This is a genomic window from Terriglobales bacterium (genome assembly GCA_035487355.1).
GTDB lineage: Bacteria > Acidobacteriota > Terriglobia > Terriglobales > Acidobacteriaceae > QIAW01.
This window is the reverse complement of sequence record DATHMF010000085.1, coordinates 65,548-89,139: the sequence shown is the minus strand read 5'-3', so window position 1 is coordinate 89,139 and position 23,592 is coordinate 65,548. Positions and strand designations below refer to the sequence as shown.

The following is a 23,592-nucleotide window of genomic DNA, read 5'->3' as shown; positions in this document are numbered from 1 at the left end:
TGGAACCGCACTTCCAGGGGTTGAATCCTGCTGCATTTTCTTGGTCTAAGACTTGCAGCACACCAAGTGGAGACATTCATGAGAATAAGGAACTCCAGCGTGCTGGTCATGGCGCTACTGATTGTGTGCTCGGTGGGTCAAGCCTGGGGGCAGGCCAACAAGCGAGTGATCTACTACTACCAAACGCTCACAGATCTCTCGCCCGTCATCAACAACCTGAACCCGAAAACGCAAAAGCCGTTTGCGACGGATATTATGCTTTCCGCCTTTCACCTCGGGAACATGAGTGACGGCACGCAAATTCACCTAAACCGGCTGCCGCCCGATGATCCAAGCTTCAATACTGTCTGGCAGCAACTCGGCCAACTGCAAAGCATGGGCGTGAGCGTGCATATGATGCTGGGCGGCGCCGCGAAAGGCTCATATTCCTCGCTCTTTGGCAACTTCAATACGTTTTATCCGGTTCTCCGCCAGACCATCCAAAATCACAAGCTGAGCGGCATTGATCTCGACGTGGAAGAGTCGGTATCGCTCACGAATATCGAGACGTTGATCAATCAATTGCGCACGGATTTCGGCAGCGGGTTTCAGATCACGCTGGCGCCGGTGGCGACTGACGTTGAGGGCGGAGGAGGGCTTTCCGGATTTGATTATGGGCAACTTTTTCGCGATGTTGGAAACCAGATCAACTGGTTCAACGTGCAGTATTACAGCGGCTTTGGATCGTTGTCCTCGACCACGGACTACGACAATGCGGTCAGCCACGGCTTACCACCAAGCAAGCTGGTAGCAGGAATGTTGGGCAGCGCGAATGACGGCAGCGGGTTCGTCGATATGAACACCGTTGCCAGCACGGTAAAGCAATTGGTCGCCGAGCATCCGGATTTCGGAGGAGTCGATTGCTGGCAATATTTCGATGCCATGCCCGGTGGCCAGGCGAATCCGCAGCAGTGGTCGTCGCTCATGACCCAGGCGATGGCGACAAGTTCAGCCGGGATGACGGTGCAGGTAAATTTGTCGTCGGCATTTAACGTCAACCCCGCGTTCGTCAACGATGGCACGACCTTCAGCGGTGGAGGATTGGACGGAGGCGGACGCGCCTATTCGGCAAAGCTGCTGGGCTCGAAGGTGAGCTTTGGCGGCGCGCAATTCAACCTGGGCCCCCCGAACACGGCGAACGGCGTAACCAGTTCGACAGTCGCGCTCCCGGCGGGCAAATTTTCGATGTTGAGTTTGCTGGCAACCGGGCTGAACGGCAATCAACCTTCCCAAGTCCTCACTCTGATCTACACGGACGGAACCACCTCGTCATTTACGCAGAGCTTCAGCGATTGGGCGCACCCCCAGAATTTTCCGGGTGAGACGACTGCGCTCACCATGAGTTATCGCGATATCCGTGATGGAACCACGCAAGCGCACGCCGTCAACCTGTATGGCTACAGTTTCACGATCAACAGCAACAAGACCGTGAGCAGCGTTGCACTGCCCAATAACGTCAATGTAGTCGTGCTGGCCATGAATTTGTCGGGCAACGCCCCCGCAGGCCAGGCCCAAGCAAACCTCGCGGGAGCATTCAACATGAGTTCCGGCATCGTCACCGATGGCACAGTCTTCACGGGTGGCGGGTTAGATGGCAGCGGACGCTCCTATTCTGCCAACCTGCTGGGCTCGACGGTAACTTTCAATGGGATTTCGTTCAATCTGGGTCCGGCGAACGCAACGGATGTTGTAAGCGCAAAGGGACAGACGATAAGCCTGCCCTCGGGCAAGTTCTCTTTGTTGAAAATGCTGGCCACGGGCGTCAACGGAAACCAGTCGTCGCAGGCCCTGACGGTGACGTACACGGATGGGACCACATCGTCGTTCACACAGAGCTTCAGCGATTGGGTGCATCCGCAGAGTTTTCCCGGAGAATCCATTGCCGTCACCATGAGCCATCGTGATGTAAGCGACGGAACAACGCAGACCCGTACTGTCGACCTGTATAGCTACAGCTTCGCGCTCAACAACAGCAAGACGGTGAGCACAATCGGCTTGCCGGACAACGCCAATGTCGAGGTATTGGCGATAACGCTGGTGCCGTAATGTTCATGGCGATTCACAAACTGCGATATCCGCTTCTCTGGGGTGGGATAGTCACGCCGCATTGCACACGTTGCAACTGAATCGCGGTGCAATCTCGAGAATGGCTGCCGGTTTTGCCGTGACTCGGGAGAAATCCGAAGGGCAACCCCGCACGCACAGGATGACGTGCCTATTGCGGTGGCGGTACATCTTGCAGCGCCGTAACCGAACTGACACAGTCCCAGGAACCAACGAGCGTTCCGCCTGGAAGGACATCATGCCAGTCCTGCCAGGAGAGATCATCCGAGATTCGAATAACATTCCAGGCTGCCTGGGCGTTGGCCTGCAACCATCCCAGGTAGGTGCTTTGCAGGCCCTTATCTTTCATGAACCGCGCTACCCAGCGAATCGCAATGCTATTGAAGCCGGAATTGTTGTTGGCGGTCTTGTAATTAGGCATGATGTTATATCCATGGGACGCGGGAGTGGTGCTGCCCATGCTCATCAAATACTTGGCAGCCAAGTTCGCGGCAGCGATGTTTCCATTGAGCTCAGCGGCGCGAATAAACGTGCCCTGGTTGTAGGTCGTGGCCCCATGGTTGCTTAAATTGTCATAAACGTTGCCAATGCTCGAATTCCAAAGCCGCGCTTGCAGGAAATTGAAGATGGCCGCCGACTGCTGCCGGTAACTTGTCTTGCCCGTAATTTCATAAAGCAGGTGGGCGGCGATCGAACCAGGACCTTCCACACATGCATTCTTTGAATTCTTGGCGGTAGTCCAAAACAAGCCTCCGGCAACAGGGTCCCATCCGCGGTTAAAAGCAATGGCGTAGTTGGTTTCCGCGATGCTGAGAAACGTGGCATCGCCGGTGATCTGGTATCCACGCGCGAAGGCGATGGTCGCCCACATGATATCGTCGTTAAAAATGTTAGACGACCAGTTGCTGCCGCGAATGCTGGCAAAGCCGTTGAGCAGAGAAACAATCATCGTTCGATAATTTCCCGATCGCTCATAGGCGTCTTCCACGGCTTCAATCTCTTCGGCTTGTTGCCAGAAACCGGTGCCGCCGCCGGTCCGGTAGTTCTTGAAATAGCCCTTGCCGTTGTTCCCAGCGTAAAAAGCATTGTTATAGGAATTCATCAGAGTGTCGGCATTGGCGGATGTGAAGGCAGCGCTCAATAGCGGACTTGTCGAAGAGGAGTGGACAGGCAGATTGCCGCCGGTCTCGAACGAAAGATTCCCGCGGATACCGCTGGCCCAAAGCGCATTCGTATAGCTAGAGGGCACAAAATTGCCGTCGCTCTTCTGCGCCAGGAAAGCTGCATTGTAGGCCTTATAGTCGGCATCGGCCTCATTCCGAGCGCGGGCGCTTGGTGGAAGGAAAAGGCCTGCTATGGCAAGCATTATGGCGGTCAGACCTGCAATCGGATTTTTCATTTTCATAATTTTCCCTAGCTTTTGTCTTCGACGAAACCACATCACAAATTCCCGCTTCTCCCGCCATGTGGCCTCCTCATTTCCAAGACAAGCTCTGCACAATGGGGGTACCGGCAAGAGCAGGGCCGGAGTTTATCCAGAGAAGCTGCTGCTGTCAAGCACAATTTGTAAAAGTAAACGATTACATATGCAAAGTAAACGATTACATATACGTTGTTTTCGAAGGGGTTAACGTTAATCTGACCCTAGGCTAGCCTCGCAACGATGCTCCGAAGCAATGCGCTGTCCACCGTGGGACGACGAACTGGTCGAGCCGATCTGATCGTTGTCCGCCAAGCAACCTTTCGAAAAATTTAGTTGCACGTTTTGGCTTCTAAGGGGCTATACTTTTCCCTCGCTGGCGGAGTCTCGTAATGTGGGACAAAACGGGTTCAGGTAATCGATTACCTTACGTCAGATGTCTAGAAAAATCGTTTTTCTTGGATTCGTTTTCCATGCTCGGGATTCGTTGCATTAAAGCGGTCGACGGCCTTACTTAGGAGGACACAATGCTGCGGACACAGTTCACATCTCGAATAATAGCAATTCTGGCGAGCGCGTTGCTGGTTGTGGTTGCTTCGAACCCAATGCTGGCTCAGGCAGTGAATGGCACGTTGCTGGGAACCGTAGTTGATTCTACGAGTGCGGTGGTGAGCGGCGCAAAGGTGACGATCACCGAACTGAAAACTGGCGTGGGGCGCGGCACAACCACCAATGCCAGCGGCAACTACGAGTTCCCGGATCTTCCGCCCGGCGTGTACGAGGTCGTGGTCGAGCATCCGGGATTCAAAAAAGAGTTACGACCCAAGGTGGAGGTCGCGGTCAACAGCACGGTCCGGGTCAATCTCCGGTTGGATCTGGGAGAAGTCAGCGAAACCGTGGCGGTCACGGGAGATTTGCCGTTACTGCAAACGGATCGCGCCGATGTCGGCCGCAAGATGGAGGCTCTACAAGTGACGAAGCTTCCTCTGGGCACGAACCGCAACTTCCAAAACCTGTTGAACCTTGTACCCGGCACCACGCGCGCCCATCGCGAGCACTCCGAGTTCTTCAATTCGCAAGACAGTCTGTCCACCGAGGTGAACGGCCAGTCGCGAGAGTTCAATGATCTGAAGCTTGATGGCGTGGATGACAACGAACGCACCGGTCTGCTGCAGGTCTACATTCCACCCGCGGAGGCGATCGAGACGGTGGATGTGACCACGGGCAACTACTCTGCTGAATTTGGCCGTGCGGGCGGGGCAGTGACCAACGTGCAGTTGAAGTCTGGTACCAACGAATTCCACGGCTCGGTGTACGAATACAACCGCATCAGCGCGTTAGCGGCAGTGCCGTTTTTTCAGGATACGAAAGTAGTGCCGAAGGGCAAGGGCGTCTATAACTACTATGGCGGCACCATTGGCGGACCCATTTTTAAGAAGAAGTTGTTCTTCTTTGGCGATATCCTGCGGATCGATGACTTGCGCGGAAAGTTTGACCAGTTCACCCTGCCGACGGCGGCGTTCCGCAACGGGGATTTCAGTTCTGTCCTTCCTAACACAGTCATTTACGATCCGTTTCAAACGACCGATGCCACACACCGGACTCTGGTCCTCGACGCAAACGGCAACCCTATTCCCGTGGCAGCCGCGAGCCGAACGCCATTCCCTGGCAATATTATTCCTGCAAGCCGCATTACGACCCTCTCGCAGAAAATCCTCGGCCTGGTTCCGGGAACGAACGTATTGAACCCTGGGACAGGCCCGAACTACCAGGCAGTAACGAATTTTCTGAAAACCACGACTTCTTTTGATACCAAGTTCGACTTCAACCGCACTGAGAACGATCGCTATGCCTTCCGCTTCAGCCGGGCCGTAGCAAACGTCAGCGATCAGCCGGTCTTTGGATTGGCCGGCGGTCCCAAAGGCGGCGGCTTTCAGGGCACCGGAGTCCAGCACGTACAAAGCGGCGCTCTGAATCAGACCCACGTTTTCTCGCCAACGTTGATCTCCGAGACGCGCATCGGCATTGATCACTACAGGAATGTCACCCATCAAAGCGACTTTGGCTCGAATGCCTCCGACGCCCTGGGCATAAAAGGCGTAAACCTCAACCCCTTTACCAGCGGGCTGACTGGGATCGATATCCAGGGTGGCTTTTCCAGCCCGATGGTTGGTTACTCGGCCAGCCAACCCTGGGACCGCGGCGAGACCAATATCAACGGCGTGACCAACTGGACCAAGATCTGGGGCAACCATACCTTCAAATGGGGGCTCGACCTGCGAAGGCTGCGCGACGACCTGGTGCAGTCGCAGGACTTCTCGCCGCGCGGGGTCTTCAGGTTCGGCACGGGTACGACCGACAATGGATCATCCAAAACCGGCTCTGCCAATAATCTCGCTGCCTTTCTGCTGGATGCGCCAACCGTGGTTGGCCGTGATCTCTCATTTCAATCAGGGTCCTGGCGTGAGACTGAGATGTTTACCTATGCGGGAGACACCTGGCAGGTGAACCCAAGGCTGACGGTGAACGCTGGCCTGCGCTGGGAGCTATACTTCCCGCCGACGCCGCATCACTCCGGAGGCTTCTCCAACTATGACCCGACGACCAACTCCCTGGTTCTGGCCGGAATCGGCAGCAACCCATTGAACCTGGGACGCACAACCTCCTACACCTACTTTGCTCCGCGCTTTGGCGTGGCCTACCGCTTGACGGAAAAACTGGTGGTGCGCAGCGGCTTCGGCATCAGCTACGAACCCTTTACCAACAACCAGTATGCCTGGGACTTCCCGGTACGCCAGGGCAATGCTGCCACTGCCCTCGACAGTCATTCCATCCCCACCTTTGATTACGGAAGAGGCCAGGAAGCAGCCAGTATGGCAAAAGGGTTCCCCGCTCCCGTGACCGCTATCATCCCCGCCAACGGCATCATCGTGCTTCCCGACCGCCGCACGCTGCCTGCCGGACCCGCCCAGGCCACAACCCATTCTGGTGACAGCCTGAACATCATTGACAAGAACTTCCGCCAGCCTTACATAGAAGCGTGGAACTTCGCAATCCAATACGCCTTGCCGAAGAACTTCGTGGTAGACGCAGCATACGTGGGCAATCACGGTGTGCGCGTGCCCATGACCATCGATCTGAACGCCGCTCTGGTTCCAGGAATCTGTCAATATGCGAACGCTAGCAGCGGCTGCGCGCCTACAGCGACCCCCACCACGCTGATGAAAGATGACTGTCACATCCGGCCTATTTGCGACCAGTTCGGCAGGACAGGCGCCAGCAACTTCCTGTTCAAACGGACATCCTCGAATTACAACGCGTTACAGGTCAAGCTCGACCATAAATGGTCAAGCGGTTTCCTGATGACCACCTCGTATACCTTCTCCAAGGCTTTGGCATTCCGGTCCGACTTGGGAAGCGATGGCGGGAGCCCCACCTTCTACCTTGATACCATCAACGGTGTTACGGCCCAGGGGTTCCATCGCAACTACTCTGTCACCAGCCAGGATCGCCGGCACGTCCTGACGCAAAGCTTCATCTATGACTTGCCTTTCGGCAGAGGAAAAATGTTCCTGAAGTCAGGATGGGAAAGCTGGATTGCCGGAGGCTGGCAGATCAGCGCGGTGCCGACGTTCATGACAGGCAGGCCGCTCCACTTTGTTGCCAGTGGCAGCTCGCTCAACGCCAACGGCACGACACAGACGCCAATCCAGATCGCACCTTTCCATATACTGGGCGGAATTGGCAAAGGCAACCCGTGGTTTGATACTGCCGCCTTCTGCCCGGTGACCCAGAGTCCGGCGCCGGGCTCGCCTTGTCCTGCTGTGCCCAACGGCACATTGGGGAACATGGCTCGGTATGCATTTGCTGGACCCAAGTTTTTCAACATGGATGCCTCCGTATCGCGCCGGTTTTCATTTACTGAACGCGTCGGAATGGAGCTGCGCATAGAAGCTTTAAATGCCACAAACACGCCGCAGTTCGATCTTCCGACAGTGGATTTGACCAATAGCAGCTATGGCCTGGTAACCGGCACAGCGAGCGGTAACCGCGCGGTAACCTTGGCGGGAAAAATCACGTTCTGAGAGAAGCTAATGGCTTCCAGCTACTAGCTGGCGTCGCAGTGGCCCTGGGGAATCGGGCGATTGACGCGAGCAGACGCATGCTCTTTCGCGAACACACGAGTCAGCCTAAGGCAACCTTATGATCGCGATGCGTATTCTGAGCTGGAAACGCGAGAGGTCTGAGTGAGCTATAAGAACGATCTGCCCTGCGCTCAGCCTCGGCAGAGAGCCACGTTCGTCTTCTGTACAGTATTGATCTTTGCTGCGGCCATCTGGGTTCAGGCGCAGCAAGCGCCGAAGCAATCGCCGCCCGGAGTGGGGAATCTTGAGAGCCTCGCGGTAAGCGGCGACACGCTTACGCTGCGCGTCGGCGGAGATACGCTCATCGCACAGATCGTGGAGCCCAATATCCTTCGGGTCCATTATCGCCCCCAAGGCCAGACGAGCCCACCCACTCCGGTGCTGGATCCCACCCGCATCTGGCGCAATGACATTCCTGCAAAGATCGATACGGAGTCGGACCCGATGGTGATTTCGAGCGATCGGATGATCGTGAAGATCTCGAAGAAGCCGGTGCGGTTCGCGATCTACGATGCCGCTAATCGCCTGCTGCTCGAGGAGCCGAAGGAGGGAGGCGTGTACGGAGGCGGCCTGCGCTTCGCTTACAAAAACTCGGGCCCATTTTTTGGCATCGAGGGAACCAGCCTGCCGGCGAACAATGTCGATCCGTACCAGGATATTCGTGCCGGGATGCGGCGTTCCGGGGGCGCGGTCCGCGCCGGTCGTCAGGGGGACGGCGGGGCGCCACTCGCATACACGACCACGTATGGCTTGCTGGTGGATTCAGACGGCGGAGAATTCGATCTCTCGCGCGGCATGCTCCAGTTCAGCGGGGGTTCGCGTAGCGATGTCGAGTACTTCGCGATCGTAGGTGACCCAAAGGCGATTCTGCAAGGCGTGGCCGACATCAGCGGTCACCCGCCGATGATGCCCAAGTGGACGCTTGGCTTTATGAACAGTCAGTGGGGAACAACGCAATCGGAGGTTACGCAAATCGTTGCCGACTATCGCGCAAAGGGAATCCCCATTGATGGTTTTATTCTGGATTTCGACTGGAAGGCCTGGGGAGAAGACGATTACGGAGAATGGCGATGGAACAGCACGAGCGGAACGGGGAACGTCCATCCGAACAAATATCCGGATGGCGCCTCGGGCGAATTCGCACGTGAGATGCTGGGTAAGGGCATCAAGCTGGCAGGCATATTCAAGCCCCGTATCCTGCTGCGCAACCCAGATGGCGCATTGACCACGGCTGCCAAGTATGCCTACGACCATAATTTTTTCTTCGAGTGGGAGCAGCCGTACGAGGAATACTTTTCGAAACGGCCTGCGCTCGACATCGATTTTTCCAAACCCGCGGCTCGCGCATGGTTCTGGGAGCACATGATTCCGGCGTACCGCTCGGGAATCCAGTATTTCTGGAACGATGAGGCCGATTCGATCGGCAATGCTTTCTTTCCCAATTTCCAGCACGCGAACATGCAGAGGGCGATGTATGAAGGCGCACGCTCTCTCGGAAACCAAAGAGTGTGGTCGATCAGCCGCAATTTTTATCTGGGCGCGCAACGTTATGCCTACGGAGAGTGGTCGGGCGATGAACGGACCGGATTCAGCAGCATGGCCTGGCAGGCGCCGCGGATGCTCTCAGCGGTCAATCTTGGTGAGCCACACTGGAGCATGGATACCGGCGGCTTCGGGGGACATCCCAGTGCTGAAAATTACGCCCGCTGGATAGAATTCGCGGCTTTCGTTCCCATCATGCGAGTGCATGGAGACCTCAATGAACACCGCCAGCCTTGGATTTACGGCGGTCAGGCTGAAGCAGACGCCAAGGCGGCGATCGAGCTGCGTTATCGCCTGACTCCTTATATGTATGCCTATGAGCGTCAGGCGCACGAAAGCGGCACCGGCATCGTGCGCCCGCTCTTCTGGGATTTCCCGGAAGAGAGCGCTCACACAGCATACATCAGTGACGAGTGGATGTTTGGCGACGAACTGCTCGTTGCGCCCATCTTGGGTGAAGGACAGGCGCACCGCAGTATCTACCTGCCTCGGGGCCAGTGGATTGACTATTTTCGTGGGCAGCGATACGAAGGGGGTAAGTTTATAACTTATTCCGTCGATCCAGAGACGTGGTCAGATATTCCTCTCTTCATACGGGAAGGTGCGATCCTGCCGACCGAGGACGTACAGCAATATGTCGGAGAGCATCCCGTAACACGGGTCTACCTGGACGTGTTTCCAACCAAAACGGAAATATCGTTCACTTATTATGATGACGACGGCATTACATATGACTACGAGAAGGGCGCTTTCTACCAGCAACGCCTGGTCGCCAGCGATAATGGAACGACAATCCATTTCGACTCGGATGCGCCCACTGGCTCCTATACACCGGCGCTGCGGGAGTACGAAATCAGGCTGCACGGCATCAAGGCGCACGCCGTGACCAGCGACGGCGCAGAAAGTAAGCGTTTTGCAGACCTTACACAGCTCGAGAGCGAGGCCGCTGAGGGCTGGACGACGGGAAATGATCGATACGGTGATGTCACGTTTGTGAAGGTAGGGGCCACCACTGCGAAGCACGTCGCTGCCAGCCGCTAGGCCAATTTTCATGATCGGTTTGGAATCGTGGCCCAGGGACGAAATCGAACCGTCACGGCCCTTTCGGGCCCCGGGGTTCTAGGTCCTCGACTGTTCCCGTGATATATGCCAACATCCGCGCCCAGATCATTTACCTTCCTCCGTCTTTATCATAGGACTCGAATTTTACGCGCTTTAAAGCCTGGTATTTTTGACCCCTAAGCGCAGCCTCCGGCTGATACCGAAGGCTGCGGAGAAAACAGATGTGCCCTGATTCCTGCGAGCGTCAGTTGTGGCGCCTACTCAAGGAGAACTCTCTACTCAACGGTGTATGACGCGATGAGTCACCCGCGTACAAGGTGTACTCACCATACGCGACCTCCCAGCCATTTGTGCTTGAATCCCAGAACGAAAATGGATGCGACGACCCGTCGGGATCGATGTCGATGGTGACGTGACGCGTCCGGTACGGCGCGGCGCCAGCTTTTGTTTCACCCTACCCACCAAAGTCGAGGCACATGAATGACACACGAAGGCGCTCCCGCGGTGTTCGTCGTTCATGAGGTTGCCGCTGTACGTGCGGCGATCCAGGGGGCACGCGACAATGACCTATAGCAATTCTTAGGGCACCAGTATTAAGAGTGAACGTGGGATTCTGACGTGCTACAAATTGTTCCCATGTGGTTTTTGCGGACGACAGGTTTCATCTGCTTACCTCAGTACTTCGACTGTATCGTCCCGTCGGCGAATCGCATACCCCGATCGTGTTAGTTGTAGCCTTCTCCGCAAAATGTTCATGGTCGAGGCGCTTCCTCCTGACAAAGTAACGCGGGATTTTGCGTTTGCACGGAATCCTCCGGAACGTGTTCTGGTTCCCATCTGATCCACTTCAGATCGAGTACAAAAATCGAGTAGAAACCTCATGAAACTGGAGGATTTCGCAGCCACAGAATTGCCTACAGCTCTCCTCGGATCGCCTGAATGAATGTCACAAGTCATTCAATTTGAAGGACTAGCTGTGGGAACCTGTTGGGTAGAGCACCTGGTGTTGCACCAAGTGCGTGTCTCCCTTGAACTCGTTGAATTCACAATAGACCAGAGTTTTGGCGAAGGACAATAGTCATTCCTCCAGTAGAAGGAGGTAATAAGGATGATGACTGGCGGATTATTTGGACTAGGTTCGTGAATGTCCTCGATTACGATGTCTTCACAACGCAGAACCCACTAGACACTGGCGTCGGTGATTGGCAAACTTAAGAGTGGCTCCTGGCAGCGCCGGGCAGGAAAGGGTATGAACTGGAGGTCTCCATTTGGATCTTTTACTGGAGAGCTACGCGAAGTGCGACGAAACGGATGCTTCCGAGGAGCTGTTGCAGAAGCTGGTCGGAGTGGTTCGCCCGGTTATTGAAAGTGTTGTCCAGCGCAGACTCGTCTTCTGCACTTCAGCCGAATTTCAAGACCGAGATGATGTGTGCGGAGAGGTTGTCGTTGGGTTGATTTGTCGCTTGCGTGCCTTCCGGGACGGAGAAAGCACCATTCCGATTGAAAGTGTCTCCAGCTATGCTGCGACCGCGGCCCATCACGCTTGCGATGAATACCTCCGCCGCAAATACCCGCAGCGCCGCCGGTTGAAGACCAAGCTGCGCTACGTTTTGAACACCGAACCGCAGTTCGCAGTGTGGGAGAACGTAACCGGGCAAAACCGAGCCTGGCTTTGCGGCCTGAAGGCATGGCAACTCCAAGGCAACGAGCCGGCGAGACGCTTGTCTGCAGGCCGGCAGGATATTTCGATACGAGCTACGGACCGCTCCAGGCGGAGCGTCGTGGCCATGCTTGCCACTATCTTCGACACTGTGCAAAGCCCCATTCTATTGGACGAGTTGGTCAGCATCGTCGCCAGGCTCTGGGGAGTTAGTGATCGCCTCGAGACCATCGACCCGGAGAAGTCGAATAGCTCATTGGTGCCCGATCCCGAATCACATTTGGTTCAGCGCAGCAGCCTGGAGCGTCTTTGGCACGAAATTCGGGACCTTCCTATTCCCCAGCGGGTTGCGCTGCTACTCAATCTTCGCTCCGGCGAGGGGGATTCACCCATTGTGATTCTCCCCTTCATGGGCATTGCCAGCATCAGGCAGATTGCGGAAGTGTTGAACATCCCTGCCGAAGAGTTTGCTGAGCTTTGGAATAAGCTTCCGGTGGACGATCAGATGATCGCGGGGCGGTTGGCCATCACACGGCAGCAAGTAATCAATCTCCGGAAGTCGGCGCGGGAGCGCCTGCGGCGCAGGATAGCAAGTCAAAATGCCGCTACTGATTTTGTAGAGTAGCTGCGGACGGTAATAATCGGAGGAAGTTGTCCTCAATGAGGTATAGATGAAAGTTGGCCACCTAACCGAAGAGGAACTCAGGCGATATCGACAACGCAGCATGTCACCGGCCGCCCTACTGGCTGCCGATGATCACCTCGCCGAATGTGGGGATTGCCGCGAGTCCCTTGGTCGCATGGAGAAAGGCACATCCAGGGATGCTACTCTTTGGCGTGCCTTTACCGGTTCAGAGCCACCGGGTTCCAGGCATCTTTCGCATGACGAACTAGTTGCATTCGCCGAGGACGATTGGAACTCAGCAGACCGGCAGCAAATTACCGAACACCTCCGAGTTTGTACTCAATGCCGTGAGGATGCGGAAGATCTCAAAAGCTTTCGGGATGACCTCGCAAGACCGGCGCGACCGCATCCGGTAACAGAATTCAGGCCGAGGCGGCGGTCTGCATGGATCATTCCTCTGTGGGCTGGCGCCACCGCCAGCCTATTGTTGGCGATTTTTGTCGGTTACCGGTTCTATCGCCCCAAACCCCAGACCGAGCCAACTGTCCTGGTGCAGCTCAGCGATGGTGGCGGCAACATCAAGCTGAATTCCACCGGGCAGCTTGTAAGTCCTTCGCCATTTGATCCAGGAGAAGAGAAAAAGATCAAGGACGCGCTCCTGAGCAAGAGAATTGAGGAGGCAGCGGTTCTCTCGCAACTTGCAAGCCCGCGAGGCAAGTTGCTGAGCGGTACGAGTACACCACCAAGCTTCGAGCTCGTTGCTCCGATTGGCACGGTCGTACTCGCTGACAGGCCGGTTTTTCATTGGCAGCCGATGCCGGGTGCTTCCGGATACGTTGTTTCGATTTACGATTCGCGCTTCCACAAGGTGGTGGAGAGCCCACGCATATCCCAAAACTATTGGGAAGCCGATCACGTCCTGGCTCGTGGCCCGATTTACACTTGGCAGGTCAGAGCGTCGGTCAAGGGCAAGACCATCCGTGCGCCCGTTCCTCCTGCGCCGGAAGCGCGGTTCCAGGTGCTGTCGCAAACTGAGGCGGAACAACTCGAAAAAGCCAGACGGGAACACGCAAACTCACATTTGCTGCTGGGGATACTTTATGCCCGTGCCGGTGCACTGGACGATTCAGAGCGCGAGCTTGGCGCCTTGGTGGCGGCGAATCCTGATTCCAGCGTAGCGAAAGAGCTGTTGGCGAGCCTGCAGCAACTTCGGCACAAGTCTTGAAAGGTTAGCGGAAAGCTTTCCGCGACCTTCTAACTAAAGTCGGGCCCTGATACAGTCTCGAAGCTTCCCATCAGATCCAGTATGAAACAGCACTAGCCTCGTCATTTCGTGTCTTGAATCGCTCCGACCGAGCAAAAGCTACAATCCATCGCCGACGATCACGAATCCTGCCCAATAATAAGGATGGCGGTATTCGGGTCGCTTCATCACGCTTAGCTCAGCCTGCTGCAGCGCCCTGGCTTTTGCCAAGGAATGGCCTTGTGCTCCTGCGGTAGGATGAAGCCCGCGATGAAAGTGCAACATAAGTTCCGTTGTGCTGGCTGAGTCAACCTTCCATTGGCTGGCAACCAGGGAGGGAGCGCCCGCGACGAAGAATGCCCATGACATGCCGATCAGTCCCTCGCCGCTGCTGGCTTTGCCACGAGCAGTTTCGCAAGCTGATAACACCACAAGATCCGCTTTCAGGTTGAGATTGATGACCTCCCATGCCTCTAACAACCCATCTTCGCCGGGATCATCTCCCGCGGAGAGCACTAGGTGTGAATACATCGGACTGCGATCGTCAAAGACACCGTGTGTCGCCAGGTGCAACACATCGTATTTCGGGGCTTCCTCCTTGAATGTCTTCTCGTCGGCCGCGGCCCGGATGTAAACGCTGCTGCGTGCAGATCCGTAAAGGCGGCCCAATCCAGCAACCTCGCGCTCGGCGCTGGGCAGGTCTCCAGATTTGCTCCGCTCGGCATCGTTCTCCTGAGCATGGCTCACTGGGTCAGGGTCCAGCTGCGAAATCTGTGTTCCAGTGGCGGCCTGGCCCTTGAATGCCGGATTGCCCAGCGCCAGCAATCGCGGCGCATCGCTTCGGCTCTCGCGGTGGCGTCGAGCCATTTCAAGCAGAACGGTCAGTGAAGGCGCATAGGAGATGGCAGCCTCTTGCAGCAGATGATGACCGTCTGAAGATTGAAGGGCCTGGAAAGGAAGCTCCCACAGTGGCCCATCGGGAACGATCACCATCATTGTCTTGCCGGCGAGAGCAGCATGCGCAGGGCGGAGCAACAGCCGGTAAAGCGCTCGCGCCGGCTGCCCGTATTCAGGATCGCGAGTGGCAAGCTGCTGGCGAAAGCGGTCCACACGCGTGGTCAGCTCTTTCTCTCCGATCGGCAGGGTGTAAGCCGTGAGCTGGGGCGTGCTCGCGTCAGCTGCCTTAACCAGGACAAAGAGATAGGTCTCGTCTGCTGTGACTAAGAACTCGAGCAGCGCGGTCTTGGCATCAGGGAGCAAAGGGGCCGCTTGGGCGAGCGATACGGGTTTTACATCACCGCGTGCAACCTGGAGCTCAGGGTGAGCGGTGTAGAGCGAGGTTTGAAAATCGCGATAATCGAGGCGGGCTTGGTCCAAATCGGCGTTGAGCTGGGCGATGTGCGTCGTGTTCGGAGTGGGCTTTGCCTTCTCCGCCGAGAGTTGCACGTTCAGTGAAGCCAGCCGGCTGAGGAGTTTGTGCTCCTGTTCGTTCTCCTGCGCGGTCATCGCTTTGTCAACGTGAACGCGACCGCTGCGCATTACATCCAGCAGGACGCGGGCTTTGGCGCGCTCGGTAAATTCGAAGGCCTCTGCCGATTTGTCTTCAGAAACCAGCATCCGCACCATGTGCTGGTAAGGCTCGATCTTTTTGTCAAGAAAGCCCGCGCTCTCTTCCTCGGCGCCGGCAACCTGGCCACGAAGCTCCTCGACTTCAGCGATGGCCTGCAACATGGTCGAGTGGGCCTCTTCGGCCCTGCCCAATCCAGCCAGTGCCAGGCCCACTACATCCAATGCCTGGGAGAGTACTTCCGTGTTACCCATTTCGCGGGCGATCTCGGAGGCACGCTGCCCCAACTCCAGGGCACGGGCGTAATCGTGCTGGACGCAGTAGATCCTGGCCATCTCGATCATGGTTTGGGAGAAGAGAAATTTGTCGCCAAGAGATTCGCTTATCTTGAGGCTCTCTTGATAGATCTCCAGCGCCTGACTGAAGTTCCCTTGCTCTCGCAGCATCCAGCCATAGTTGTGAAGAACGAGGGCTGTCCCCTGTTGGTCCCCGTTGGCTTCTTTGAGTTTGAGCGCCTTCTCGTAGTTCTCGCGGGCAAGGGAGACGTTGCCCATATCCTGATACACTTGGCCGATGTTCATAAGGGTGGTTGCAATCTGGGCCGGATTGGCGAACTTCTCTTTGAGCTTCAAACTCTGCTGGTAGTAGGAAAGGGCCAAATCATAGTCCCCTTGAGCTTCGTAGACTGTGCCCAGGCCATTTGCGTTGTAAGCAATCCCGCTCTCAATCCCCAGCTCTTTGCTGATTTCCATGCTTCTCTGGTACTGCTGCAAAGCCAGGCGCTGGTTGCCAAGCTCCTGGTATACGTTGCCGAGATTGAACGAGGCCCGGGCAAGGCCGGGTTTGTCGCCTTGAGCCTCTCTCAGCTTCACGGCGCGGTTCAGGTAATCCGCGGCTTCCTGGTAGCTGCCCATGTGTCTCAACGTGACGCCAATTTGGCTGTAGGAAGCAGCCAGGCCAGGATCATTGATCTCCTCGGAAAGGGCGATCGCCCTGCGCAAGTAGTCCAAAGCAGCTTCGTGGTCCTCTTGGGCATCGAGAACCACACCGACATCGCGAAAAGAATTGGCGATTTCCGTTTTGTCGTTGATTCGTTGAGCGATCGTCAAGGCAATCTCATCGGCCGCCAGGGCGTGGGAAAGGTCTTTTCTGGTGTCGTACAGAACGCCTGCGCGATGATGAAGAATGTGGATCAGGTCGACGGTCAACAAATCGCCGTTTGTAGAAAGCAGCGTATTGCGCGCCTCTTCGTCGGGCGCTGCAATGAGCTTATCGGCGAGCGCTTCGAGCGCCTGCTGCTGAGCGGAAGGCTGGGCCTGCGGTTGTGAAGCAGTCGGCGGCTGCGGCTGTGATTGGGGCTGCGACTGCGCGACGAGTATCGCCGCGCCCAGCACCAGTACGGCTGGCAGCCATCGCCATCTTGATGTCTGCTTCGACATGAGTCTCTGGCCCGCCATTGTAACCTTCTATTCGTCGTGAGAACAGAGTTCCTTATTAACGCCCGGCTTTGATGGTCTCGAGCAGAGTCCTCTCAACCCTCGCAGCCCAAAGGGTGCTCCTGCATTCATGGTGACGGCTCCACGTTCCACGTTTCTCGGTTTCCAAAAAGGTAGGGCCGGTGGGGAAATGCACCCGCTAGGTTGGGAATTCCGCGCCGGTCTCTCAAGCGGGTCGTAAGTAGGGCAATGGCGGCGTCAGGCGGGTCCGATAGTTGGGTATTCGATGGACTGCGGGAGTCTTACGAGCAGTGCGGCGATCTGTGGGCTGATCGCCTTCCTATGGATTCGCCTCATCAACGTCAATTTTCTTTAGGCGTCCTTGTCTCCAATAGTAGACCCTCCAGCGCGACTCCCCCATTGCACGAACCCACACGCTATCCGTTTTGATGTGGTAATACCGCCGCCCGTCTTTCTTCGACATATTTTCAAGTACTTCCAGATTTTGTAGATCCTCGATTCGTGATGGAGCCTGTACAGTTTCGACGCTAAAACCACCAGCACTTGGATGAAAATAGAGGATCCGCTGCCAGGTTTTGCCGTTTTGCTGCTTTATCAAATTCACGAAATATCCAATCTGGTTGTCATCAGAGAACTTGCCCGTGACCATACCTGGACATTCTTTACAAGTGTCGTCGCTGGCCATGCAGATCTCTTGATCTGAATAGAGGAGAGCCCGCGTTAGAATCTTCCAGCCTGCATATTTGGTCGTAAGTTTATTTTGAATCTCTGCAGGCAGCTTGGCCGTCGCACAAGGGTCGGTCGGCGTCCCTTTTTGGGCTTGACCAGGAGACGCCTGGCCCGCAACCAAGGCCGCGAATACTGCAACCACGCCGAACACGCTCAACCCAAATCTGTTTCTCATGATGGCTTCCTCCTTTAGCTTGCTTTATGTGGCAGGTGCTTGCCGCCCGTCGGTACCAGCCGTACCCAAAAGTGCAACAAAATCGCGGGGCGATTTCGCCAAAACCACACATCTCACGTGCACTCCGGAAGTTAATCTCCGCTAAAAATTTTATGTCGACGCCCTTGTTTCCAATAGAAAGTTACACCTGACCCGTCTTCGTCCCCCAAAGTAACGTACACTTGATCTGTTTTGACGCTCCTATCTGGCGGCAGCTTGTCAATTGAAACTGGAAAGTTTGGATCTACGACTCGCGATGGATTCAAGATTTCGACGCTAAACCCATCACGACTTGGATGAAAGTACAGAACCTGTTGCCAGATTTCGCCTTTTTTCCGCCGCGTCAACTCCAGAACATATCCGACTTGGTTGTCGTCAGAGAACGTGCCTGTGAGGATCCCTGGACATTCTTTAGGATGGTGTTTCAACCAATACCGTCGGCCCTCTGATGTAGTGAGGAGCGCCGGCGCTAGAATCTTCCAGGCAGCATACGTGGTCGTAAGTTTATTTTGAATTTCTGCAGGCAGGTTGGTCATCGCGCAAGGGTCAGTCTCCGTACCGTTTTGGGCTTGACCGTGAGAAGCCTGGCCCGCAACCAAGGTCGCGAATACTGCAACCACGCCGAACACGCCCAACCCGAATCTGTTTCTCATGATGGTTTCTCCTTTGGCGCCTGCTTATCTGGCAGGTGCTTGCCGCCCGCCGGTTTCTACCAGACGCAATTTGCTGATGTTCCTTTTCGCTTGCAATTGCTCAATAGGAGAGCCAAGCGGTGCGCTTATTACCATGCGCGTGGTTTTTCTTGCATTACTACAAAAGTCATCATCGCGAGTCTTTGCATCCGCCGGCCTCCTGCCTGACCTTTGAGAGCATTCAAAACCGCCAGGGATCCGCCTATGCAGGAGGGAAATGCTCTTGAGCGGGCCTCGTTATAGTCATGGTGACAGCATTCATTCCCCCGTTTCTTGGCTTTCAAAAAGGTAGGGCCTTTTGAAAAAGCACAGCTTGGTAATAAGTCCCATCTCTTGCCGTCCATCCAGCCGTAAGAAGGAAGAAGCCACAAAACAGGCAGCACGAGTAGTAAGGATGGAAATGAGGAGGCAACCGTGAAAGAGAGGATCGGAAGAGTCACGACCACGACCAAGAATGCGTTGTGCTTAGCGACGCAGTTTATCTGCACGCTGCGGCTAACGGCACACCAGAGGCTGGGATGTGGACTCCTGGTTCTAGCCCTGCTGCTGGTTGGCTGCGGGGGTCCCACGCGAGCACTGGTGTACGTTTCCACGGGCAATCTTGACGGCTTGGATACGCCCAATAGCCCGTCGGCCAGTCCAAATATTTGGGCGACGGCTATGGGAATTTCCATACCGTTGACCAGAACCACTATTCCCTCCAACGATCAGCCAGCTTGGTCGCCGGATGGCAAGAAGATCGCCTTTGTGTCGACCGGTGTCTTGAATGGGAACGATGCCAGCGGCGGCGTCGGCTCCAACATCTGGGTCATGACAAGTGGGGGCGGCTTCACCATGCCGTTGACCAGACTCACAGCTGCGGATGCGTACAGCCCAGCCTGGTCTCCTGACAAGTCCAAGATCGCCTATTTATCCACTCGGGCTTTGAATGGGAGTGACGCCGCCAACACGAATTACGTCTCCAACATCTGGGTCATGAATGCGGATGGCTCCGGGCCAAGGCCCGTGACTTTCTCAGAGACGACAAAATTGCAGCCTTTGTCTCCCATCATGTGGTCGCCGGACAGCACACGGATCGCCTATAGAGCCGGAGACCCGTCACTCAATATTTTTGTGGTGAACGCGGATGCCTCAGGGAACAAACAACTCACCCACTACTCTGCGAGCGGAGCATCTGCCTTCGATCCAGTTTGGTCGCCCAATGGCGGCAAGATCGCCTTTGTGTCAGAAGGCACGCTGGATGGCAGCGATAACGTAGGCCCATTCAACGCAGGCAACGTTTGGGTGATGAACAGCGATGGCTCCGGCGCTACGCCGTTGACCAGGCTGACGGGCAACGAGTTTACTGACGGGCTTTCATGGTCGCCTGACGGCAGCAAGATCGTCTTCTCTTCCAATCGTCCGTTGGACGGCAGCAACGGCGGGAGTCCTACCGCACCGATGAACGTCTGGATCATGAATGCCGATGGCTCGGCCGCCGCTCCTTTGACCAAGCTTACCAGCACCGGATTCCCGAGCGGAGCCGAGGCACCTGCGATATCGCCCGACGGCACCATGATCGCATTTGTATCGGATGGCGCGCTCAACGGCGACGATGCGCTGAATAAAAACAGCGTCTCCAATGTCTGGACCATGAACTCCGACGGTTCGAACCAGCAGCCTATTACAAAATACACCGCCGCTAAGACCAGCGCCTACGAACCGGTCTGGCATCCGTGAAACGAGCGCCAACACCAGGAAGAACCACAATGGGGGCAGATATGAAAAAGAGAAATGCAATAACCCGCATCTGGCTGCGATCCTTTGCCACCGTCTCGGTCCTCACGGTTTGCATATTGCTGGTTGGCGGCAGTCTGGTCCACGCGTGTGCGCAAAGCGCTCCTGCAAGAGCGGATAACCTCAAGAGATTCCTGCAGAAGTACGACGGGAACCCGAGCTCGCCGAGCGAAAGGACAACCCGCTACGCCGTTGCCTTCGCTGATCTCAGGGACAACGGAACCGAGGAGGCCATCGTCTACCTCATCGGTCCAAATTGGTGCGGAAGCGGCGGTTGCGCAGCTCTTATTCTGGCTCCGAGTGGCTCCTCCTTCAAAGTCATCACGAAAACAAGCGTCACCCAACTGCCGATTCTCGTTCTGCCAGAGAAGACAAACGGCTGGCACGACTTAGGGGTCGGCGTGGCAGGAGGAGCCAGTCCAGGCTATGAGGCCCGACTTCGGTACAACGGCAAGAAGTATCCAGGGAACCCTACGGTACTGCCAGCTCAAAGATTGTCCAAGAAAGCAGGAGGAAAAGTGGTCATTGTACCTCCTACGCTCCTCGTCAACTCTGTACATTTTTCGTCTTTGGAAATCCCAGTTTGGTAATAAATCACGCCTCTTGCCATCCATCAGGCCATAAGGGGAAGAAGGCCTTGGAAGCGCCACTGGACCCAGGTCCATGGCGCTTCTTGGAGAGCCGGTCCGGCGTCCGTGAAGGGAACAGGACACCCAGAGAAACTACGAGGAGTCAGTCATGAAAGAGAGAAATACAAAAGGCGTCATCGAGACTTCAGGTCGATCAGCGACGGAGAGCGAAATATTCATACGCGCGCAGCGAAGGATATGCCAAAGGCTTGGATGGCCTGCTGCGCTCCTTATTCTTACCGTGCTGCTGATTGGATGCGGAGGAGGGGGCAGCAAACCGTTGCCGATCCCAGTTCCTATGCCCACACCTATGCCAACTCCCACTCCGACCCCGACGCCCACGCCGATTCCGTCACGCGACGTGGTCTTCGATTCAGAGCGCGCGCTCGATGGCAGCGACAACATCTTGCCGAACTCCAGCAACGGCAACATATGGGGGGTCAACCTCGACGGCACCGGCGCCACTCCATTCACGCACTACACCGCCAACAAAGCAATCGCCCAGGCCGCGGTCTTCTCGCCTAACGCCGCCAAGATCGCGTTTCGCTCGAGCGGCGCCCTGGATGGCAGCGACAATCCGAACAACCCGAACTTCGTCGTCGCATTCAACATCTGGATCGCCAATCCGGATGGTACCGGAACCATGCCTCTCACCAAGCTGACCGCCGCGCTGGCCGGCACCAGCTTCCCAGTCTGGTCGCCCGACAGCTCCAAGATCGCGTTTGACTCGGACCGCGCTCTCGACGGTTCCGACGCGGTGATTGCCTGCAGCCCATGCCTCGAACCGGTCAACGTCTGGGTGATGAAGGCCGATGGCAGCAGCCCCACGCCTTTGACCTCGCTGACAGTGTCCGGTGTCCATGCCGGATCTCCGGTATGGTCGCCGGACGGCACACAGCTTGCCTACATTTCCAACCGTGCTCTCAACGGCAGCAACGCTATGGCCGCCGTTGCCGGCGCCATCAATGTCTGGGTGATCAATGCCGATGGCACCAACGACCATCATCTGACCAGTTACAACACGGGCGCAGTCGCGGCGGCATTCCTTGCCTGGTCGCCGGATGGAACCAAGATCGCGTTCCAATCGGATGGCGCATTGAACGGCAGCGATGCGCAAACCACGAATAATACCCACAACATCTGGGTGGTGAACGCCAGCGGAACTCCGGTTAGCACGGCTCTCACCCAGTTGGATGCCGCCAACGTCGACAGCTTGTTCCCAGCCTGGTCTCCGAACAACGCCAAGATTGCGTACAAGTCAACCCGTGCGCTCGACGGCAGCAACATGGCCAACGGCGCCAACGCGACCGAAAACATTTGGGTCATGAATGCCGATGGTTCCGGCAATGGGCACCTGACTGCCCTCGCCAATGCCCTGAACAACGTCCACTTGGCCGAGGCCTCGGTTTGGGCCAAGAACGGCTCCAAGATCGTGTTCGTCAGCGATCGTGCCCTGGACGGCAGCGATGCCACCAACGCCAACGAAGCCCTCAACGTTTGGGTGATGAATGCTGATGGCTCCTCGCCCACACCATTAACCAAGGTCACGGTACCCGAGTCGGATTGTAGAAATGCGCGAGCGCATCCGTGAAGCGGCAGTCGAAGCAGTTAACCCATTGCGTTCACCTCGGCGGCGTTCGTCAGAACGCCCGCACGGGGCGGAGCAGAAATGAAGATACAACCGAAAAGGAGAAAGAAATGAAGCAATCTTTGTCTCGACTCATGAAGACGGCTTGGAAGCGCCTGGTGGTAACACTGGTTCTTGCGGCACTGCCGATATCAGCCCTGGCGCAAGGCGGGGTGGTCAATTCGACCAAGAATCCGAACCAAATCGCTCTTAAACACTGGTACAAGGCCAACCTGACAACATCGTTTCCCGTGGGCACTAGCCCGGGCACTGTGATTTTCGACGGGGCCAATGTCTGGGTGGCGAATCTTTTCGACAACACCGTAACAAAGCTAAGGGCGAACGATGGAGCCAATCTCGGCACTTTCCCGGTCGGACTCCACCCGCTTGGCCTGGCCTTCGATGGCGCCAATATCTGGGTCTCCAACGGCGACGACGACACAATTACGAAATTGCGGGCAAGCGATGGTTTCCTCCTTGGCACTTTCCCCGCCGGCCACGGCCCCGACCAGTTGGCCTTCGACGGGGCCAACATCTGGGTGGCAGATTACCTCGGCCGCAACATTACAAAGCTGCGTGCCAGCGACGGAGTCATCCTCGGCACCTTTCCAGGGGGCAGACATCCTACGGACATAGCTTTTGACGGCGCCAACATCTGGGTGACCAACAACGCGGACGGCACCGTCATGAAGTTTCGAGCGAGTGACGGGGTTAACCTCGGAACCTTTACTGTGGCCCCAGTGGACGACAATATCAACTCACTGGCCTTCGATGGCGCCCACATTTGGGTAACAGACCTGCTCGGCAACAGGGTCATAAAGCTGCGGGCGAGTGACGGGGCCAACCTTGGCACTTTCGCCGCGAGCGGTGCCGGCGGACTGGCTTTCGACGGCGCCAATATCTGGGTTGGAAACCTCTCTGACGACACCGTAACCAAGCTGCGAGCGAGCGATGGGGCGAACCTCGGCGTCTTTTCCCTAGGCACCTTTCCTTCCGGGACAGCGGTCGTAGAGGGGTTGGCCTTTGACGGCGCCAATATCTGGGTATCGTCGGGCCCCTTTGGCAGCGGCAGCGCGCCCGGCATGGTTTCGAAGTTGTAGT

General features: G+C 56.3%; 13 protein-coding genes. 9 read left to right on the top strand and 4 right to left on the bottom strand.

The features are described 5' to 3' along the window. Positions 1-78: 78 nt before the first annotated feature. A complete protein-coding gene (locus VK738_15025) occupies positions 79-2,085 on the top strand; it encodes a glycosyl hydrolase family 18 protein (GenBank protein ID HTD23968.1) in 2,007 nt (668 codons plus the stop codon). Between the two features lie 169 nt (positions 2,086-2,254). Here the strand turns inward: VK738_15025 and VK738_15020 are convergent, their stop codons facing one another. After that, positions 2,255-3,502, bottom strand: a complete 1,248-nt coding sequence (locus VK738_15020) for a glycoside hydrolase family 76 protein (GenBank protein HTD23967.1) — start codon at positions 3,500-3,502, stop codon at positions 2,255-2,257. A 548-nt stretch (positions 3,503-4,050) separates the two neighbouring features. Here VK738_15020 and VK738_15015 point away from each other — a divergent pair. The 4 genes from VK738_15015 to VK738_15000 all read left to right on the top strand — a co-directional run bounded on the left by VK738_15015 (position 4,051) and on the right by VK738_15000 (position 13,782). Then, entirely contained in the window at positions 4,051-7,608 is a 3,558-nt protein-coding gene (locus VK738_15015; protein ID HTD23966.1) for a carboxypeptidase regulatory-like domain-containing protein, read from the top strand. A gap of 162 nt (positions 7,609-7,770) precedes the next feature. Then, on the top strand, positions 7,771-10,251 hold the full coding sequence (locus VK738_15010; GenBank protein HTD23965.1) for a TIM-barrel domain-containing protein: 2,481 nt from the start codon (positions 7,771-7,773) through the stop codon (positions 10,249-10,251). Positions 10,252-11,540: 1,289 nt separating this feature from the next. Then, a complete protein-coding gene (locus VK738_15005) occupies positions 11,541-12,557 on the top strand; it encodes a hypothetical protein (GenBank protein ID HTD23964.1) in 1,017 nt (338 codons plus the stop codon). 46 nt (positions 12,558-12,603) lie between these two features. Next, positions 12,604-13,782: a hypothetical protein gene (locus VK738_15000; protein ID HTD23963.1), complete on the top strand. Its 1,179-nt coding sequence runs from the start codon at positions 12,604-12,606 to the stop codon at positions 13,780-13,782. Positions 13,783-13,920: 138 nt separating this feature from the next. On the opposite strand, the gene VK738_14995 is transcribed toward VK738_15000, so the two are convergent. The 3 genes from VK738_14995 to VK738_14985 form a co-directional block, all read right to left on the bottom strand. Further along, entirely contained in the window at positions 13,921-16,824 is a 2,904-nt protein-coding gene (locus VK738_14995; GenBank protein ID HTD23962.1) for a CHAT domain-containing tetratricopeptide repeat protein, read from the bottom strand. 319 nt (positions 16,825-17,143) lie between these two features. Further along, entirely contained in the window at positions 17,144-17,728 is a 585-nt protein-coding gene (locus VK738_14990; protein HTD23961.1) for a hypothetical protein, read from the bottom strand. A gap of 131 nt (positions 17,729-17,859) precedes the next feature. Beyond that, positions 17,860-18,420 (bottom strand): hypothetical protein, encoded by a 561-nt coding sequence (locus VK738_14985; protein ID HTD23960.1) that lies wholly within the window; start codon positions 18,418-18,420, stop codon positions 17,860-17,862. A gap of 453 nt (positions 18,421-18,873) precedes the next feature. Between VK738_14985 and VK738_14980 the strand changes: the two genes are divergently transcribed. From VK738_14980 to VK738_14965, 4 genes are all read left to right on the top strand, one after another. After that, a complete protein-coding gene (locus VK738_14980; protein HTD23959.1) occupies positions 18,874-20,178 on the top strand; it encodes a hypothetical protein in 1,305 nt (434 codons plus the stop codon). Positions 20,179-20,219: 41 nt separating this feature from the next. Further along, a complete protein-coding gene (locus tag VK738_14975) occupies positions 20,220-20,825 on the top strand; it encodes a hypothetical protein (GenBank protein ID HTD23958.1) in 606 nt (201 codons plus the stop codon). Positions 20,826-20,973: 148 nt separating this feature from the next. After that, positions 20,974-22,455 (top strand): hypothetical protein, encoded by a 1,482-nt coding sequence (locus tag VK738_14970; GenBank protein ID HTD23957.1) that lies wholly within the window; start codon positions 20,974-20,976, stop codon positions 22,453-22,455. Positions 22,456-22,562: 107 nt separating this feature from the next. Further along, the gene (locus VK738_14965) at positions 22,563-23,591 is read left to right on the top strand and encodes a hypothetical protein (protein HTD23956.1); all 1,029 of its coding nucleotides are present in this window, start codon (positions 22,563-22,565) and stop codon (positions 23,589-23,591) included. The last annotated feature ends 1 nt before the right edge of the window (position 23,592 follow it).

Excerpts from the sequence above, each read along its gene's own strand:
- VK738_15025 (HTD23968.1), top strand. The coding sequence starts at position 79 with ATGAGAATAAGGAACTCCAGCGTGCTGGTCATGGCGCTACTGATTGTG.
- VK738_15020 (HTD23967.1), bottom strand. The coding sequence starts at position 3,502 with ATGAAAAATCCGATTGCAGGTCTGACCGCCATAATGCTTGCCATAGCA.
- VK738_15015 (HTD23966.1), top strand. The coding sequence starts at position 4,051 with ATGCTGCGGACACAGTTCACATCTCGAATAATAGCAATTCTGGCGAGC.
- VK738_15000 (HTD23963.1), top strand. The coding sequence starts at position 12,604 with ATGAAAGTTGGCCACCTAACCGAAGAGGAACTCAGGCGATATCGACAA.
- VK738_14995 (HTD23962.1), bottom strand. The coding sequence starts at position 16,824 with ATGGCGGGCCAGAGACTCATGTCGAAGCAGACATCAAGATGGCGATGG.
- VK738_14990 (HTD23961.1), bottom strand. The coding sequence starts at position 17,728 with ATGAGAAACAGATTTGGGTTGAGCGTGTTCGGCGTGGTTGCAGTATTC.
- VK738_14985 (HTD23960.1), bottom strand. The coding sequence starts at position 18,420 with ATGAGAAACAGATTCGGGTTGGGCGTGTTCGGCGTGGTTGCAGTATTC.
- VK738_14975 (HTD23958.1), top strand. The coding sequence starts at position 20,220 with ATGAAAAAGAGAAATGCAATAACCCGCATCTGGCTGCGATCCTTTGCC.
- VK738_14970 (HTD23957.1), top strand. The coding sequence starts at position 20,974 with ATGAAAGAGAGAAATACAAAAGGCGTCATCGAGACTTCAGGTCGATCA.
- VK738_14965 (HTD23956.1), top strand. The coding sequence starts at position 22,563 with ATGAAGCAATCTTTGTCTCGACTCATGAAGACGGCTTGGAAGCGCCTG.